Source organism: Bifidobacterium sp. (genome assembly GCF_050874245.1).
GTDB lineage: Bacteria > Actinomycetota > Actinomycetes > Actinomycetales > Bifidobacteriaceae > Bifidobacterium.
The window spans coordinates 1-15,684 of the sequence record NZ_JBNMKH010000003.1; the positions used below are offsets into that span (position 1 = coordinate 1).

At 61.8% G+C, this 15,684-nt stretch carries 16 protein-coding genes; 14 read left to right on the top strand and 2 right to left on the bottom strand.

Annotated features, from left to right (window positions below; genetic code table 11):
- Positions 1–338 (bottom strand): thiamine diphosphokinase (locus tag ACR0P8_RS00575; RefSeq protein WP_432622756.1); only part of this gene is annotated, 338 nt, incomplete at its 3' end.
- A 349-nt stretch (positions 339–687) separates the two neighbouring features.
- On the opposite strand from ACR0P8_RS00575, the gene infC reads away from it, so the two are divergent.
- From infC to ACR0P8_RS00645, 14 genes are all read left to right on the top strand, one after another.
- Complete coding sequence (infC, locus tag ACR0P8_RS00580) at positions 688–1,386, top strand: translation initiation factor IF-3 (RefSeq protein WP_026646166.1); 699 nt, start codon at positions 688–690, stop codon at positions 1,384–1,386.
- A gap of 18 nt (positions 1,387–1,404) precedes the next feature.
- Positions 1,405–1,599: a 50S ribosomal protein L35 gene (gene rpmI, locus ACR0P8_RS00585; RefSeq protein ID WP_003810699.1), complete on the top strand. Its 195-nt coding sequence runs from the start codon at positions 1,405–1,407 to the stop codon at positions 1,597–1,599.
- 54 nt (positions 1,600–1,653) lie between these two features.
- A complete protein-coding gene (rplT, locus tag ACR0P8_RS00590; RefSeq protein ID WP_055680021.1) occupies positions 1,654–2,037 on the top strand; it encodes a 50S ribosomal protein L20 in 384 nt (127 codons plus the stop codon).
- A 152-nt stretch (positions 2,038–2,189) separates the two neighbouring features.
- Positions 2,190–3,143: a site-specific tyrosine recombinase XerD gene (gene xerD / locus ACR0P8_RS00595; RefSeq protein WP_432622676.1), complete on the top strand. Its 954-nt coding sequence runs from the start codon at positions 2,190–2,192 to the stop codon at positions 3,141–3,143.
- 99 nt (positions 3,144–3,242) lie between these two features.
- Positions 3,243–4,082 (top strand): ParA family protein, encoded by an 840-nt coding sequence (locus ACR0P8_RS00600; protein ID WP_011743425.1) that lies wholly within the window; start codon positions 3,243–3,245, stop codon positions 4,080–4,082.
- 181 nt (positions 4,083–4,263) lie between these two features.
- The gene (locus tag ACR0P8_RS00605; RefSeq protein WP_432622679.1) at positions 4,264–5,076 is read left to right on the top strand and encodes an NUDIX hydrolase; all 813 of its coding nucleotides are present in this window, start codon (positions 4,264–4,266) and stop codon (positions 5,074–5,076) included.
- A gap of 119 nt (positions 5,077–5,195) precedes the next feature.
- On the top strand, positions 5,196–6,476 hold the full coding sequence (gene nadA / locus ACR0P8_RS00610; RefSeq protein WP_432622681.1) for a quinolinate synthase NadA: 1,281 nt from the start codon (positions 5,196–5,198) through the stop codon (positions 6,474–6,476).
- A complete protein-coding gene (gene nadB, locus ACR0P8_RS00615; RefSeq protein ID WP_432622683.1) occupies positions 6,473–8,197 on the top strand; it encodes an L-aspartate oxidase in 1,725 nt (574 codons plus the stop codon). The genes nadA and nadB overlap by 4 nt, the downstream gene beginning before the upstream one ends.
- A gap of 27 nt (positions 8,198–8,224) precedes the next feature.
- Positions 8,225–9,109, top strand: coding sequence for a carboxylating nicotinate-nucleotide diphosphorylase (gene nadC / locus ACR0P8_RS00620; protein ID WP_432622685.1), 885 nt, complete (start codon positions 8,225–8,227; stop codon positions 9,107–9,109).
- A gap of 17 nt (positions 9,110–9,126) precedes the next feature.
- The gene (locus ACR0P8_RS00625; RefSeq protein ID WP_432622687.1) at positions 9,127–10,407 is read left to right on the top strand and encodes a cysteine desulfurase family protein; all 1,281 of its coding nucleotides are present in this window, start codon (positions 9,127–9,129) and stop codon (positions 10,405–10,407) included.
- A gap of 134 nt (positions 10,408–10,541) precedes the next feature.
- On the top strand, positions 10,542–12,476 hold the full coding sequence (gene typA / locus ACR0P8_RS00630) for a translational GTPase TypA (protein ID WP_432622689.1): 1,935 nt from the start codon (positions 10,542–10,544) through the stop codon (positions 12,474–12,476).
- Positions 12,477–12,629: 153 nt separating this feature from the next.
- A complete protein-coding gene (locus ACR0P8_RS00635; protein WP_432622691.1) occupies positions 12,630–13,184 on the top strand; it encodes a hypothetical protein in 555 nt (184 codons plus the stop codon).
- 64 nt (positions 13,185–13,248) lie between these two features.
- Complete coding sequence (locus tag ACR0P8_RS00640; RefSeq protein ID WP_432622693.1) at positions 13,249–14,229, top strand: prephenate dehydratase domain-containing protein; 981 nt, start codon at positions 13,249–13,251, stop codon at positions 14,227–14,229.
- Positions 14,226–15,263 (top strand): prephenate dehydrogenase, encoded by a 1,038-nt coding sequence (locus tag ACR0P8_RS00645; RefSeq protein WP_432622759.1) that lies wholly within the window; start codon positions 14,226–14,228, stop codon positions 15,261–15,263. The genes ACR0P8_RS00640 and ACR0P8_RS00645 overlap by 4 nt, the downstream gene beginning before the upstream one ends.
- Positions 15,264–15,400: 137 nt before the next feature.
- On the opposite strand, the gene ACR0P8_RS00650 is transcribed toward ACR0P8_RS00645, so the two are convergent.
- Positions 15,401–15,658 carry a DUF6725 family protein gene (locus tag ACR0P8_RS00650; RefSeq protein ID WP_432622695.1) on the bottom strand — a complete coding sequence of 86 codons (258 nt, stop codon included), beginning with the start codon at positions 15,656–15,658 and terminating at the stop codon, positions 15,401–15,403.
- Positions 15,659–15,684 lie beyond the last annotated feature (26 nt).

The following is a 15,684-nucleotide window of genomic DNA, read 5'->3' on the forward strand; positions in this document are numbered from 1 at the left end:
AGCTGGATATTGGCGATTGTGTGGTCAATCCGTCCGCCCAACGCACCATATATATGGAACGTGCGCGCGCCATGCCGCCATCCGATCTTCATCGCGGACAGCAGATCGGGATCATCCTTCTCCGTCGGCAACGCGATGGTCCGGTCGTCATGCGTCGGACGCGTGCCGGCGATCGAATCGAAATCGCCCACCAGAAAATCGACGTCGATGCCGAAGGCCTGGGCATGGTCGTAGCCGCCATCCGCGGCGATGACGAAGGCTCCGGACGGAATGGCGGGGGCCTCGTCGTAATAATCGCCTGCGCCGAAAATCACACATGTCTTGGAATTCGTGCTCATGCGAAGATAGTGTACGTGCTCGTCCATACGCTTTTCCGGCATAGCGTATGTATAGTGCATCCGGCGCATCCATCCAGGTCCGGTCTGCAATGATGGCTCCCGAAACACGACACGCGATGTCCGGGTGTGTGGTATTATCTACAAGGCTTGAGAAATCAAGAAAGCGGGATATCCCCACCTGGAAGCCTTTCATGGTCTCGGGTTCAGGCAATCGCCTTTCCACCGATTCGACGGTGAGATGCACTGGCCGCATATGCGGTTTTGCGTGCGCTTTGTTGCGCCTTGGCGATTCATGGACATTCGGGATTTTGGAATACTGCCAATCTGGGGACGTTCCGTTGCATGGAACATGAGGATTGGAGTCATCATCAGCGACGAACCACGTATTAACGACGAGATTCGCGTCTCCCAGGTGCGTCTGATCGGCCCGAACGGCGAGCAGGTGGGAGTCATCGCGACTTCCGTCGCACTGAACCTGGCAAAGGAAGCGAACCTCGATCTCGTCGAGGTGGCGCCCAACGCGAAGCCTCCGGTCGCCAAGCTCATCGATTACGGCAAGTACAAGTACAACGAGAAGATCAAGGCTCGTGAGGCGCGCCGTAACCAGAGCACCGCGGAAATCAAGGAAATCCGCTTCCGCCTGAAGATCGACGACCATGACTTCGAGGTCAAGAAGGGCCACGTTGTGCGCTTCCTGAACGGCGGAGACAAGGTCAAGGTCACCATCATGCTGCGCGGCCGCGAGCAGTCTCGTCCGATTGGCGGCGTCGAGTTGCTGAGGCGTCTTGCCAGCGAGGTGGAGGAGTACGGCACCGTCGAATTCGCCCCGAAGCAGGAAGGCCGCAACATCATCATGACGCTTGCGCCGAAGGGCAAGAAGGTTCACACCCAGTCCGAGCAGCGTCGTCGTGGCGATCAGTCCCGTGCCGAGCGTCAGGCCCGTCAGGCCGCGCGTCTGGCCGCCAAGCAGGAGGCCCAGGCACAGGCGGCAGCCGCAGCCAAGGCAGCCGTGGCGTCCGACAAAACGAAGACTTCCGAATCGAAGTAACAAACAAGGAGGGCAGCAATGCCGAAGATGAAAACTAATTCCGCCGCTTCCAAGCGCGTCCGAGTGACCGGTTCCGGCAAGCTGATGCACGCTGGCTCCGCAATGCGCCACAACCTCGAGCACAAGTCCGCTCGTAAGCGCCGCGAGCTGAAGGCCGACGGTGTTCTGGCCACTTCCCAGAGCAAGAACATGAAGAAGCTGCTCGGTCGCTGAGCATAGCGAGAGCTCATATAACAAAGACTTAACAAGAAAGCTGAGGAATCAAATATGGCACGTGTCAAGCGCGCAGTAAACGCCCACAAGAAGCGTCGCGTCGTTCTCGAGAGGGCTTCCGGCTATCGTGGCCAGCGCTCCCGTCTCTACCGCAAGGCCAAGGAGCAGCTGCTGCACTCCTTTACCTACAACTTCCGCGACCGCAAGGCTCGCAAGGGCGATTTCCGCAAGCTGTGGATTCAGCGCATCAACGCCGCCGTCCGCGCCGAAGGCATCACCTACAACCGCTTCATCCAGGGCCTGCACCTCGCTGGCATCGAACTGGATCGTCGCGCCCTCGCCGAGCTGGCCGTCTCCGATCCGGAGGCCTTCAAGACCATCGTTGAGCAGGCCAAGGCCGCTCTTCCGGCTGACGTGAACGCTCCGAAGGAAGCCTGAGTCTTCCGGCGTTTCGCCTTATATATGTGAGAGAACCCCCGTCCGCATGTCGGACCGGGGGTTCTCACGTATAAGACGTCGAATCGTCATCTTGGTTCGGATGGGCTCGGGTTGATGAGAGTGGTGCAGACCAATATATGGGGGAGGCTTCGATGAATGGCATCGATCAGTTGATCAGGCAGTTCCTCGCGCATATCGACGTGGAACGAGGACTGGCGAAAGCCACGGTATCCGCATACGGCGCCGATTTGCACAAGTACCGTGCTTGGCTTGCCACGCAGGGCATCAGCAGCCTCGGCGAGGTGGATACTCATGACGTGGAACGGTACATCGCTTTTCTTGACGATTCCGGCGAATCGGCGCGCAGCAAGGCTCGTCGGCTCTCAAGCATCCACGAGCTCCATCGATTCGCATTGGGCGAGCATGTGGTCATGGAGGATGTTTCGGCATGCGTCAAGGCGCCAAAGGGCGCGGAAACCCTGCCTGACGTGCTCACCGTGGATGAGGTGGCGAGACTGCTGGACGCGATTCCCGTGTCGCAGAGCCATCCGTCCGGTACGGATTCGCCGGAGGAGCCGGACGATCCGGTGATGCTGCGTGACAAGGCGTTGCTGGAATTCCTGTACGCGACCGGGGCGCGAGTTTCGGAGGCCTGTGGATCGAACCTCGACGACGTCGACCTGGACGAGAAGGTCGCGCGATTGATGGGCAAAGGCTCCAAGCAGCGTCTGGTGCCGGTCGGCGGCTACGCGTGCGAGGCGCTCGCACGGTATCTGCGTGGTGGACGGCCGCAACTTGAGGCGAAGGCGAAAGGTCCAGCCGAACGGCGCGCGCTGTTCCTCAACAAACGTGGCAAACGGTTGTCCAGACAATCGGTGTGGGAGATCATCCGCGCGGCGGGACGGCGCGCGCACATCGACAAGCCTCTGCATCCGCACACGTTGCGCCATTCCTTCGCCACCCATCTGATCCAGGGCGGCGCCGACGTGCGCACCGTGCAGGAGCTGCTCGGACATGCCAGCGTCACCACCACGCAGATCTACACGCACGTGAGCCCGGAGAATCTCATCGAAACGTATCTGACCTCGCATCCGAGGGCGAGATAAGCGTTGCGGGATGTGTTGTTGCCGGTTTCATAGGCGATGATGAGTTAGCATGGAACACAGTGAAATCTTTGACACGAGGATGTTGGTAAGGTAAACGGTATGCCTACGGATTTGCTTGGACGTGATTATGAGACGTTTCCCGCTCCGGAGCCGCTGCAGACGCACGGTCCGGCGAGGGTCATCGCCATGTGCAACCAGAAGGGCGGGGTCGGCAAGACCACCAGTTCCATCAATATCGGCGGTGCGTTGAGCCAATATGGCAGGCGTGTGCTGATCGTCGATTTCGATCCGCAGGGTGCCGCCACGGTGGGACTCGGCATCAATGCCAACGCGGTGGAGGACACCGTGTACACGGCGCTGTTCAATCCGCGCATGGATGTGCATAGCGTGATTCACCATACCGATTTCGAGAACCTCGATATCATGCCGGCCAACATCGACCTGTCCGCGGCCGAAGTGCAGCTGGTCACCGAGGTCGGACGTGAGCAGGTGCTTGCCGGCGTGCTGCGCCAGGTCAAGGACGAATACGACGTGATCATCATCGACTGCCAGCCGTCGCTGGGTCTGCTGACGGTGAACGCGTTGACCGCCGCGGACGGAGTGATCATTCCCGTGGCCGCCGAATTCTTCGCGCTGCGCGGCGTCGCATTGCTCATGCAATCCATCGAGAAGGTCCAGTCGCGTATCAACCCGAGCCTTGAGGTGTATGGAGTGCTGGTGACCATGTACACCAGGACGTTGCATTGCGAGGAGGTGCTGCAGCGCATCTACGAGGCGTTCCAAGGCAAGGTGTTCCATTCCGTGATATCGCGTTCCATCAAGTTACCTGACTCCACGGTGGCGGCCGCGCCGATCACCATCTACGCGCCGAACCACAAGACTGCGAAGGAATACCGTGAAGTGGCCCGCGAGCTGATCGCCAACGACATCGTGGCCTGAATTCCGTTCCAAGCTCCCCATGAGGGGAGCTTTTTGTTTTTTCCACGGCCTTTGTTCCGCTGCGCCCCGCTTCTGCGGATGGATGCGGACAGGACACGCAAGAGACTTATGGTCAAGTTGACCATAAGTGATACACTCATGCCCTGTCGATATTCGGAAGCGATTGGAACAGGGGTATTCCATGATGATGGGCAATGTCTCGGAACGGCGCAAGCAGCCGCCGCAGATCGGCGTGTCCGTAGTCATCCTCGCCTTAGGACCGATGCCGCGGTCCGATGACGGCGGGCGTGCCGAAACCAGACCGTCCGGTGCGGGATCGACGTTGTGGATGCCGCTGGTCAAACGTGTGCGTCAACCGTTCCTCGGCCAATGGGCCCTGCCCGGCGGAGACCTGCGTGCCGACCACTCGTTGGAACAGTCGGCGTATGCCGCGTTGGAATCGACCACATCGCTGCATCCAAGGTATCTCGAGCAGCTGTACACCTTCGGCGACCCCGCGCGCTCGCACGGAGGCCTGCCCATGGTGTCCATCGTCTATTGGGCCTTGGTCGGCGGATCGGACGCGCAGACGGAACCCATCGAAGGAAACAACGTCAAATGGTTTCCCGTCGATGACCTGCCGGAACTCGCCTTCGATCATCGCGCCATCATCGACTACGCCATGAGCCGGTTGCGCGGGAAAATCGAATATCCACAGGTCGTCACGCGTCTGGTCGGAGAACGATTCACCTTGAGCCAGCTGCATGACGTGTATGAGGCGGTCACCGGCGAAGCCATCGATCTGGCGAATTTCCGTCGGAAGATGCTTGCGTCGGGCCAATTGGAGGACACCGGTGAGAAGCTGCGAGTCGGCCGCAATCGTCCTGCCGCCGTGTACCGATACGTGCGAAGCGCTCTTCGGCGGACCACGCCGTGGGATTACGATGCCGACCACTCCGACCTCAAGGAACAGAAGGACGGCGATGACGCGCTGACGGCGTTGACGACCATCTGAAACCGGTACGGCGGATGTGGGAACCGCCGGACATCCATCATCTATATTTCATCAATCCATGGGGGTACCTCCATGGCAAACGGACGACAACAACAAACCAAATGAAGGGAAGGTGCGGTATGGCCGCTACTCTGTCATCGCCATCCGTAGACGAAATCATCGCCCGACTGGGCGCGCAAAGCACATGCGACGCCGGACTGACGCAGGATCCATGGCACTTCGACACCACCAAGCCGAGCTACGGGCCGGGCGCCTCCATGTTCGACCCGTTGCCGAACAACGCTCCCCGGCAGCAGGTGCTGCCCCAGGAATACCGGGACGCCTCCGACGAGGAGCTGCAGGAACGCATCAAAGCGGCCAAATCCCGCCTCGGCGACAAGCTTCTCATCCTCGGCCACTTCTACCAGCGCGACGAGATCATCGTGCACGCCGATTTCGTGGGGGACTCCTTCCAGCTCGCCAAGAATGCGACCGAACGTCCCGACGCCGATCACATCGTGTTCTGCGGTGTGCATTTCATGGCCGAAACCGCCGATATCCTGTCCACTCCGGAACAGACCGTGACGCTGCCGAACCTGTCCGCAGGCTGTTCAATGGCCGATATGGCGAACATCGAACAGGTCGAGGATTGTTGGGAGCAGCTCGGCGAGATCTGCGGCGACAAACCCGACGCAGACGGCAGGCAGCAGATCGTGCCGGTCACGTACATGAACTCGTCCGCCGCCTTGAAGGCGTTCTGTGGACGCCACGGCGGCATCGTCTGCACGTCATCCAACGCGCATGCCGTACTCGAATGGGCGTTCGCGCGTGGCAAGCGAGTGCTGTTCTTCCCGGACCAGCATCTGGGCCGCAACACCGCGCTCGCCATGGGCATGAGCCTTGACCAGATGCCGGTATGGAACCCGTACAAGCCGGCTGGCGGCGCCGAGGACCCATCCGTGTACGCGGACGCGAAGATGATCCTGTGGAAGGGCTTCTGCTCGGTGCATCAGCGCTTCACCGTCGATCAGATTGAACGAGCCCGCAAGGCATATCCGGGCGTCAAGGTCATCGTGCATCCCGAATGCTCGATGGACGTCGTCAACGCGGCGGACGGCACTGGCTCCACCGCGTACATCGTCAAGCAGATCGCCAACGCTCCGGCCGGCTCCGCCATCGCTGTCGGCACGGAAATCAACCTCGTCAACCGTTTGGCCGCGCAGTATCCGGACAAAACCGTGTTCTGCCTCGACCCGGTGGTCTGCCCGTGCTCCACGATGTACCGCATCCATCCGGCCTATCTGGCGTGGGCGTTGGAGAACATCGAACAGGGCAACATCGTCAACCGCATCACCGTGGACGAGGACACTGCACGCGACGCCAAAATCGCATTGCAGCGCATGCTGGAGGTGCACCCATGATCGTTGTGGTCGGAGCGGGCATCGCAGGCTTGTGCGCGGCGCTCGCGGCGGCGGGTGACGAACGTCTCGGCGGCGAGGGACTGGCCGACGGCGGCCGCACGTCTATCGCCGGGAACGGCGGACGTCATTCCCAGGAGGTGCTGCTCGTATGCAAGGACGAGTTCGTCGAATCGAACACATACCACGCCCAAGGAGGCGTGGCCACCGCGATCTTCGATGATGATTCGCCGGCGCTGCATGCGGCCGACACCATGGCAGCGGGCCATGGATTGTGCGACCGCACCGCCGTCGGCATACTGACCGACGAAGGCGCTCGCCGCGTGCGCGAACTCATCGGGGACGGATGGCATGTGGACCGTGATGGTGAAGGCCACGTGCTGCGCGGCCTCGAAGCCGCGCACTGCCGCTCCCGTGTGGTGCACGCCGGAGGGGATGCCACCGGAAAGGTCTTGGAACTCGACGTTTCCGCCATGGTAAAAGCCAATCCGAACATCACCGTGCTCGAGCACGCGTTCCTGAACGACGTGCTGGTGCGCGACGGTCACGTGGCCGGTGTGCGTCTGACGGTGCGGAACGACCAAAACGGCGTCGAGACGCGTGTCGTGGATGCGGACCGTGTGGTGCTCGCCACCGGCGGCGCCGGACGTCTGTACCCGTACACCACCAATCCGTCTGTAGCGACGGGTGACGGACTGGCCGCGGCGATCCGCGCCGGAGCCCAGGTGGCCGATCTGGAGTTCTACCAGTTCCATCCCACGGCCATGGCCGTGGGTGAGCATTTCCTCGTTTCTGAAGCCGTCCGCGGCGAAGGCGCGGTGCTGCTCGATGAGCATGGACACCGTTTCATGACCGACATCGATCCCAAAGCCGAACTCGCGCCGCGCGATGTGGTGGCTCGCGCCAACTTCCGCACCATGCAGGTGCAGGGCGGCAAACCGATCATGCTTGACGTCTCTCCGATGGCCAAGAAGAATCCCGATCTGGCGGAATTCCTACGCCACCGCTTCCCAACCATCGACGCGTACACACGATCCCTCGGCTTTGACTGGAGCAAGGAGCCCATTCCCGTGGCTCCGGCCGCCCATTACTGGATGGGAGGCATCCGCACCGACCTCTTCGGACGATCCAGCATTCCAGGCCTGTACGCGGCCGGCGAATGCGCCCGAACCGGCGTTCAGGGAGCCAACAGGCTCGCTTCGAACTCGCTGCTCGAAGGCATGGTCTACGGATATCGTGCCGGTCTCGCAGCCGCGAATGACGTCGATGATGCTGTGTGGCAACCGCAGGATTTCGACAACAGCGCAATTGAGGGCATGCCGGTCTGCCAACGCCCGATGGAACTGCGCATGCCGGTCGCCGAGACACGGGCGCATGATGTGCGACCGCAGGTATGGGACCGTGCGCGAATCGAAGAAACCATGTGGAAGCATGTCGGCGTGATCCGTGACGGCGAAAGCCTGTCCCAAGGCGTGCGCGAACTTGGCGCCGCGCTCGCCACTGCGAACGCGAAAGACGCTGCGGACACGGCGGAAAACGCCGAACGGCAGACGACATATGCGCAACGGGTCACCACGTGGGAGAACCGCAACCTGCTCACCGTCGGATACGTTGCGGCCGTTGCGGCCGGCAACCGCTGCGAATCGCGTGGCGCGCACACGCGGCAGGATTATCCGACCGCCAATCCGACGATCGCGCATTCCATCGCCTATCGGATGGCGTGACGGCGAAATATCGAAAGGACCATAACCATGCTGACCCGCCAGGTCATTCGCGCGGCCGTCGAAGCCGCGCTTGAGGAGGATGCGCCCAACGGCGACATCACCTGTGAAACCACCATTCCGGCCGAAGCTCGGGGCGCCGCGAGGCTTGTGGCCAGGCAACCAGGCGTGATGAGCGGCCTCGCCGTGTTCGAAGCCGTGTTCGCCGCGCAGAATCCCGAAATCGTCGTGCGCGCGAATATCAAGGACGGCGAACGGTTCGAAGCGGGACAGACCCTTGCTGAAGTCGCTGGTCCCGTGCGTGACCTGCTCACGGCGGAACGCGTGGCGCTGAATTTCACGCAGCGCATGTGCGGAATCGCCACCATGACCTCGGATTTCGTCAAAGCCGCGGCCGAAGCCGTCGGAACGGACGGATATCGAGCCCCGCGCACCTATGCGCGCACCCGCATCGTCGACACGCGCAAGACGACTCCGGGCCTGCGCCCGTTCGAAAAATACGCCGTCACCTGCGGTGGCGGCCATAACCACCGCTATGGCCTGTCCGATGCCGTGATGGTCAAGGACAACCATCTCGCGGCGCTTGCCGAGCAGGGCATCGACATGGCCGGGGCCATCCGTCACATACGCGAACAGGTTGGGCACACCACGCATATCGAAGTGGAGACGGACCGGTTGGAACAGATCGAGGCCGCGCTCGAGGGCGGCGCCGATACCATCATGCTCGACAATTTCTCCCTGGAGGACACCCGCAGGGGAGTGGACGCCATCGCGGGACGTGCCATTGTGGAAGCCAGCGGCAACATGACGTTGGAACGTGTGCCACAGGTGGCCGCCACCGGCGTGGATGTGATTTCCGTCGGCGCGCTCACCCACAGCGTGAGCAGCATCGATCTTGGTCTGGATTGGGACTGACGGGCACCGGAGGACTGATGGAACATCTGTATCTGGACGCGGCTTCGGCCGAACCGGTCGGAACCGACGTCATCAACGCGATGATGCCGTTCCTGACTGAGGCATACGCGAATCCGATGAGCGTGCATGGCGCTGGGAAGACTGCGGCTCGGGCGCTTGAGGCCGCACGCGGGTCGATTGCGGCGGACCTGGGGGCGCGTCCGGATGACGTGATCCTCACCTCCGGCGGTACTGAAGCGGACAATCTTGCGATCAAAGGCATAGCGATGGCCCGCATGCGGCTGCTGCGCGAAGCCTATGGTGAACAGGTGCGTCCGCGTGTCATCGTGTCGTCGATAGAGCATCCCGCGGTGTTGGAATCAGCCCGTTGGATGGAACGTTGGTTCGGATGCGAAGTGGTGGAGATTCCCGTCGACCATCAGGCGCATATCGATGTGGATGCCCTGCGTGAGGAACTGGCGCAAGGGATTCTTGCTGACGGATCCGACGGGGCCGCAGGAATGTCCGCGAAGCCGCGCAACAGCGCCTTGCTGGTGTCGGCGATGCTCGCCAATAACGAGGTGGGCACGGTCGAACCCGTCGATGAAATCGCCCGTATCGCGCACGAATACGGCGTGCCGCTGCATGTGGATGCGGTGCAGGCCGTCGGTCTCATTCCCATCCGTATGCGCGAGTGGGATGTGGACGCGTTGAGCCTGTCCGGGCACAAATTCGGCGCTCCGAAAGGATTGGGCGCTTTGCTGCTTCGATCCAGGGTCCCTGTGGAGCCGTTGATGAGCGGTGGTGGACAGGAACGCTCCCTGCGGTCCGGCACGCAGAATGTGGCCGGAGCCGTCGCATTGGCCGTCGCGCTGCGCGACGCGGACGTGAAAATGCGGGACGCGTGGCGGCGTCTTGCCGCCTCCAGAGACCGTCTCATCGATGCGGTGCTGCGCGTCGAACCCCGGGCGCAACTTACGGGGGATCCTCAACGTCGGCTGCCGGGGCATGCGTCGTTCGTGTTTCCCGGACTGTCCGGCGAGGCGTTGCTGGTCGACCTGGACGCGCGGGGCATCGCCTGCTCATCCGGTTCTGCCTGCGCCGTCGGACGGCACGAGGCACCTGGCACGCTATTGGCTATGGGATATGAGCCGGCGGTCGCGAAATCGGCCATCCGCATGACCTTCCGCGAGCCGCTCGCACCGGAACAGATCAATTGGGTCGCGTCGGTGGTGGAGGAATCCTGCGCCACGTTGCGAGGGGCTTCGGAGGTCAGTGACCCGTCGATCAACATACAGGTGCAACGGGCCGCCGCCTGAACATGGATGGCGAGGTGTCGCAACGCTCCGCTACCATTGGTTCGGTTTGTGTGTAAGGTCGATTTTCCAAGTACCGACAACATGTACGTACCGAACGATTACGCAAGAGAACAGTAATACTAAGAGAGGTTTCGATGGCGGTTCGCGGCGATATTCGAAATGTAGCGATTGTGGCACACGTCGATCACGGTAAGACCACCTTGGTCAACGCGATGCTGGCCCAGTCCCATGTGTTCAACGAGCGTGAGGAAGTCCCGGATCGTGTGATGGACTCCAACGATCTGGAACGCGAGAAGGGCATCACCATCCTCGCCAAGAACACCGCGGTGCAGTACACCGGTCCGCTGGCGGCCAAGTACGGTCATCCGGAAGGCATCACCCTCAACATCATCGATACCCCTGGCCACGCCGATTTCGGTGGCGAGGTGGAACGCGGCATCTCCATGGTCGACGGTGTCGTGTTACTTGTCGACGCGTCCGAAGGCCCGCTGCCGCAGACCCGTTTCGTGCTGCGCAAGGCCCTCGAGGCCAAGCTGCCGGTCATCTTGTGCGTGAACAAGACCGATCGTCCGGATGCGCGTATCTCCGAAGTCGTCGGCGAATCCTCCGATCTGCTGCTCGGCTTGGCCCAGGATGTCATCGAGGAAGGCATCGACCTCGACGAGGACTCCCTGTTCGACCTGCCGGTCATCTACTGCGCGGCGAAGGCCGGTTACGCGTCCGAGAACCAGCCGGAGGACGGCGGTCTGCCGGACAACGACAACCTCGAGCCGCTGTTCGAGGCCATCATCAAGAACATTCCGGCTCCGGAATACGAGGAAGGCGCGCCGTTGCAGGCGCACGTCGCCAACATCGACTCCTCCGACTTCCTTGGCCGACTTGGCCTGGTCCGCATCTACAACGGCACCCTGGAGAAGGGCAAGACCTACGGCCTGAGCCGTGTGGATGGTTCCATCGAGAACTTCCGCGTTTCCGAACTGCTGCGTACGCAGGGCCTGGAGCGCACTCCGGTCGAATCCGCGGGTCCGGGCGACATCGTCGCCGTCGCGGGTGTGAACGATATCATGATCGGCGAAACCATCGTCGACCCGAACGACCCGAAGCCGCTGCCGCTCATCCACGTCGACGATCCGGCCATCTCCATGACCTTCGGCATCAACGATTCCCCGCTCGCGGGCACCGAGGGCAAGGGACACAAGCTCACCGCCCGCATGATCAAGGACCGCCTCGACCGCGAGCTCATCGGCAACGTGTCCATCAAGGTGCTGCCGACCGACCGTCCGGACGCTTGGGAGGTCCAGGGCCGTGGCGAACTCGCGCTGGCCGTGCTCGCCGAGGAAATGCGCCGTGAAGGCTTCGAACTGACCGTCGGCCGTCCTCAGGTGGTCACCAAGACCATCGACGGCGTGGTCAACGAGCCGATGGAGAACACCACCATCGACGTGCCGGAGGAGTACATGGGCGCCGTCACCCAGCTGCTCGCCGACCGTAAGGGCCGTATGGACAACATGACCAACCACGGCACCGGCTGGGTCCGTCTGCAGTTCACCGTCCCGTCCCGTGGCCTGATTGGTTTCCGCACCGCGCTGCTGTCCGCCACTCGCGGCACCGGTATCGCCTCCTCCATCTCCGCCGGCTACGCTCCGTGGGCCGGACAGATCGTGACCCGTCAGAACGGCTCCATGGTCTGCGACCGTCAGGGCATCGCCACCCCGTACGCCATGCAGCGTCTGCAGGCCCGTGGCAACTTCTTCGTCGAGCCGCAGTCTCCGGTGTATGAGGGTCAGGTCGTCGGCATCAACAACAAGCCCGACGAGCTGGACGTGAACATCACGCTGGCCAAGCATATGACCAACATGCGCTCCGCCACCGCAGACGTGCTGGAGACCCTGACCCCGCCGATCAAGATGAGCCTCGAGGAGTCGCTGGACTTCGCCAACGAGGACGAGTGCGTGGAAGTCACCCCGGAATCCATCCGCGTGCGCAAGATCATCCTGAGCCGTGAGGACTGGTACAAGTGGCGCGCCAAGCAGCGTCGCCAGAACAACGCTCAGCAGAACAACAAGTGATTCCAAGCATCGTTCCGACGCTTCGCAGGCACGGCAGCGTGCCATGTGTCTGACTGAGACGATGAGACAAAGAGATACGTGTATCCCACGTATCTCTTTTCTTTTACGCGATGCAAGGAACGTTTGTAAGGAACCTGGGGCATAGTGGAGGATATGACGCAACATATGCAGGAATCGCAACCGAAGACGCAGTCACGGAAAAACGACGATCGCACGCTGATGCCATGGTCACATCGTCTGCCGGCATGGGCGCGTCTTCTGATCGATCTGATCGTCGGCGTCGCGGTCGGCATGATCGGCACCATGGCGCACCGCATGGGCGCGTCGGCGAACATTCCCTACGGACTCGTGCTTGCTTACGTTTTGACGGCCATCGCGACATGGTCCGCCCGTTCCCGTGACGGAGCGACGGGACTCGCCCTGCACCTGATCGGCTCCTCGCTGATGGTCTGGACCGTCATGGCTGGTTACGGTCCCGGCGGAGACGCCATGATTCCCGTCGGCTTCGGCGATTCGGCGTCGCTGCCGTATTTCAGCAACAATGTCGGCTATTTCTGGCTGTATGGCGTGGTGTTGATTCCGCTGGTCATGCTCGCGTTGCCGAAACGGTGGTTCACGATGCCGCCACGCGAAGCGGACGACGCTCCGGAAAATGTGTCGGACGAATCGCAGGAAACGGACAACGCGGCCGACCAACCGGTGGACTAACGCGTCGCACGCCCCAAGGATGCGGTAAGGTGCATAGGTGACCTACAAGGAGGCGAAGGCGTCAATGAGCGTACGAAAGCTGTTCTATCTGGGCCCTCAGGGCACTTTCACGCATCAGGCGGCGGTCGATGCCTCCGAATTGCTGGCCCGTCTTGAGCCGCACGGCTTCGAGCTGGTGCCCATGGACGACGTGCCACAGATTCTCGACGCCGCGCAACGTGGCGACGGTTGGGGTGTCGTGGCATGGGAGAACAACGTCGAAGGCTATGTCGTGCCCAACCTCGATGCGCTGATCGACGCGAGGGACCTCGTCGGATTCGCCCGCATCGGCGTGAACGTATCGTTCGACGCCTACGTGGCGCAAGGGGCCGATTCCGATACGGCTCATGTGGCCACCGCCCATCCGCACGGGCTTGCGCAATGCAAGCGGTTCATCGCCGACCGCCATCTCACGGCACGCCCGGCCTCATCCAACGCGGCCGCCTGCAGGGATCTCAAAACTGGTGAGATCGCCTTCGGACCGGCCATCTGCGGAGAACTGTACGATATCGCCCGCATCGGAACCTCCGTTCAGGACTACCAAGGCGCAGCCACGGACTTCCTTGTGCTCGCGCCGCGTGCGGAAGCCGCACGTCTGCTCGATGAATCGCGCGCCGAATCGGATATCGAATATGAATCAGTGCTTGCCCTCATCCCACTGGCCACTGGTCCGGGCGTGCTCGCCGACTTGCTCGACGTGATTCGCGACGCGGGACTCAACATGACCAGTTTCATCTCACGGCCTATCAAAGGGCGTACCGGCACATACAGCTTCATCGCGACCCTCGATGCGGCCCCTTGGGAGCGGCGTTTCCGTGACGCGCTCGTGGAAATCGCGGAACATGGAGACTGGGCCAAGACGCTTGCCGTATACCCGCGCAGGGAACGACCCAACCCGCCTGTCACATCATGGATGCTGCCCCAAGGCGGCGTGCGGCTGGATGACAGGCATCTGCCGGACCATTGGCAGAATAGTGAAACCGCTGGAAGGGAGCTGATGTGGTGAAGCCGCGCATCGCAATCGTAGGACTCGGCCTGATCGGAGGATCGCTGGCACGTCGGCTTGTGAACGCCGGCTGCGAAGTGATCGCATGGAACCACAACGATCGCCCCTATGCCACGGCCGAAGCCGATGGCATCATATGCAAACCCACGTTGGCGGCGCTCGCCGGAGCGAATCCGGACGTGCTGGTATTGTGCAATCCACTCAAAGCCATGCCCCAGATCCTCGGCGCGTTGAAACCGCTCATCGATCCAGAAACGACCACGCTCACCGACGTGGGCAGCGTCAAAGGCATGGTCCGCGACCAGGTCAAGGCAGTGGGACTCGACGGATGCTATGTCGGCGCGCATCCTATGGCCGGCAATGAACTGTCGGGATGGGAGGCGTCCGATCCCAAGCTGTACGACGGCGCCCTCTGGGCCATCACCGTGGACGACAACACCGAATACCGCCGATTCCTCGCCGTAGCCGACATGATCGTGAACAGATGCGGTAACCGGCTCATCGTGCTCGACGACGCCACGCATGACCGGTGCGCCGCGCTCATCTCGCATATGCCGCACGTCGTCGCCACCGCCATGATCAACGAACTGGTGGCCAATCCGAACCGCAACATTGCGGTGGCGCTCGCCGCTGGATCCTGGCGCGACATGACCCGTGTGGCGTTGACCGACCCGAACCGTACGCGTGCGATGGTCGAGGAGGACGCGGCCAACGTGGAAACACTGCTGCGCGACATGGCCAATAGACTGACGTTGGTGGCCAATGTGCTGCATGACATGGCCGACGCCAATGTCAGACCGACCGAAGGCGACGTGAGGCAGATGGACCGCTTCTTCGCGCAAGGACAGCCGTTCCGCGATTACAAGGCAGCCGTCAAGCAACCGGATTACGCCGAACGGTGCGAAAAGATCAGGTTTGCGATTCCCGAAGACGATTGGCGGCGCACGCTGCTGGAATCCGCTCGCAGAGGCGAGCATATCGTGCGGTTCGAAGGGGATCATGACGTCATCGTCGAAGTGCGTTCCGCCGTGTGACGGCGATTCCACGACAACGTTTTGCAACCGACGTTTCATAGAGGAATCGTAGGAATCATATAAAAAAGACGGACGCTGCCAATCACTGGAAATGCTGTGATCGGCAGCGTCCGTCTTTTGTCTCCACGGCGTTTCCGCTATGGCCGTGGACGTGTCATGGAGCGTTCCGGCACCGGCTTGATCGTCACGATCGCGTCGGCCGGGATGGTGACGCGTTGTTCGGGTCGCGAGCCGTTCGCCGCCGCATCACGCGTCATTTCCAGCTTCTGGCCGTCCCAGGAACGCACGTGTCCCACGTAATCGCGGAATTTCATGCGGTGGTCGGTCGGATCGACGCCTTCCAGAGTACGCGCCACGATGCGTGCTCCTACTGGAATCTCATGGGGAATGGGCATTGCCGCCTCCTTTCGGTGTTCCGTTC

What these genes read in the sequence shown, in the direction of transcription:
- ACR0P8_RS00625 (WP_432622687.1), top strand. Translation starts at nt 9,127, where the DNA reads ATGGAACATCTGTATCTGGACGCGGCTTCGGCCGAACCGGTCGGAACC.
- ACR0P8_RS00635 (WP_432622691.1), top strand. Translation starts at nt 12,630, where the DNA reads ATGACGCAACATATGCAGGAATCGCAACCGAAGACGCAGTCACGGAAA.
- ACR0P8_RS00605 (WP_432622679.1), top strand. Translation starts at nt 4,264, where the DNA reads ATGATGATGGGCAATGTCTCGGAACGGCGCAAGCAGCCGCCGCAGATC.
- nadA (WP_432622681.1), top strand. Translation starts at nt 5,196, where the DNA reads ATGGCCGCTACTCTGTCATCGCCATCCGTAGACGAAATCATCGCCCGA.
- ACR0P8_RS00650 (WP_432622695.1), bottom strand. Translation starts at nt 15,658, where the DNA reads ATGCCCATTCCCCATGAGATTCCAGTAGGAGCACGCATCGTGGCGCGT.
- nadC (WP_432622685.1), top strand. Translation starts at nt 8,225, where the DNA reads ATGCTGACCCGCCAGGTCATTCGCGCGGCCGTCGAAGCCGCGCTTGAG.
- xerD (WP_432622676.1), top strand. Translation starts at nt 2,190, where the DNA reads ATGAATGGCATCGATCAGTTGATCAGGCAGTTCCTCGCGCATATCGAC.
- rpmI (WP_003810699.1), top strand. Translation starts at nt 1,405, where the DNA reads ATGCCGAAGATGAAAACTAATTCCGCCGCTTCCAAGCGCGTCCGAGTG.
- typA (WP_432622689.1), top strand. Translation starts at nt 10,542, where the DNA reads ATGGCGGTTCGCGGCGATATTCGAAATGTAGCGATTGTGGCACACGTC.
- ACR0P8_RS00640 (WP_432622693.1), top strand. Translation starts at nt 13,249, where the DNA reads ATGAGCGTACGAAAGCTGTTCTATCTGGGCCCTCAGGGCACTTTCACG.
- nadB (WP_432622683.1), top strand. Translation starts at nt 6,473, where the DNA reads ATGATCGTTGTGGTCGGAGCGGGCATCGCAGGCTTGTGCGCGGCGCTC.
- infC (WP_026646166.1), top strand. Translation starts at nt 688, where the DNA reads ATGAGGATTGGAGTCATCATCAGCGACGAACCACGTATTAACGACGAG.
- ACR0P8_RS00600 (WP_011743425.1), top strand. Translation starts at nt 3,243, where the DNA reads ATGCCTACGGATTTGCTTGGACGTGATTATGAGACGTTTCCCGCTCCG.
- rplT (WP_055680021.1), top strand. Translation starts at nt 1,654, where the DNA reads ATGGCACGTGTCAAGCGCGCAGTAAACGCCCACAAGAAGCGTCGCGTC.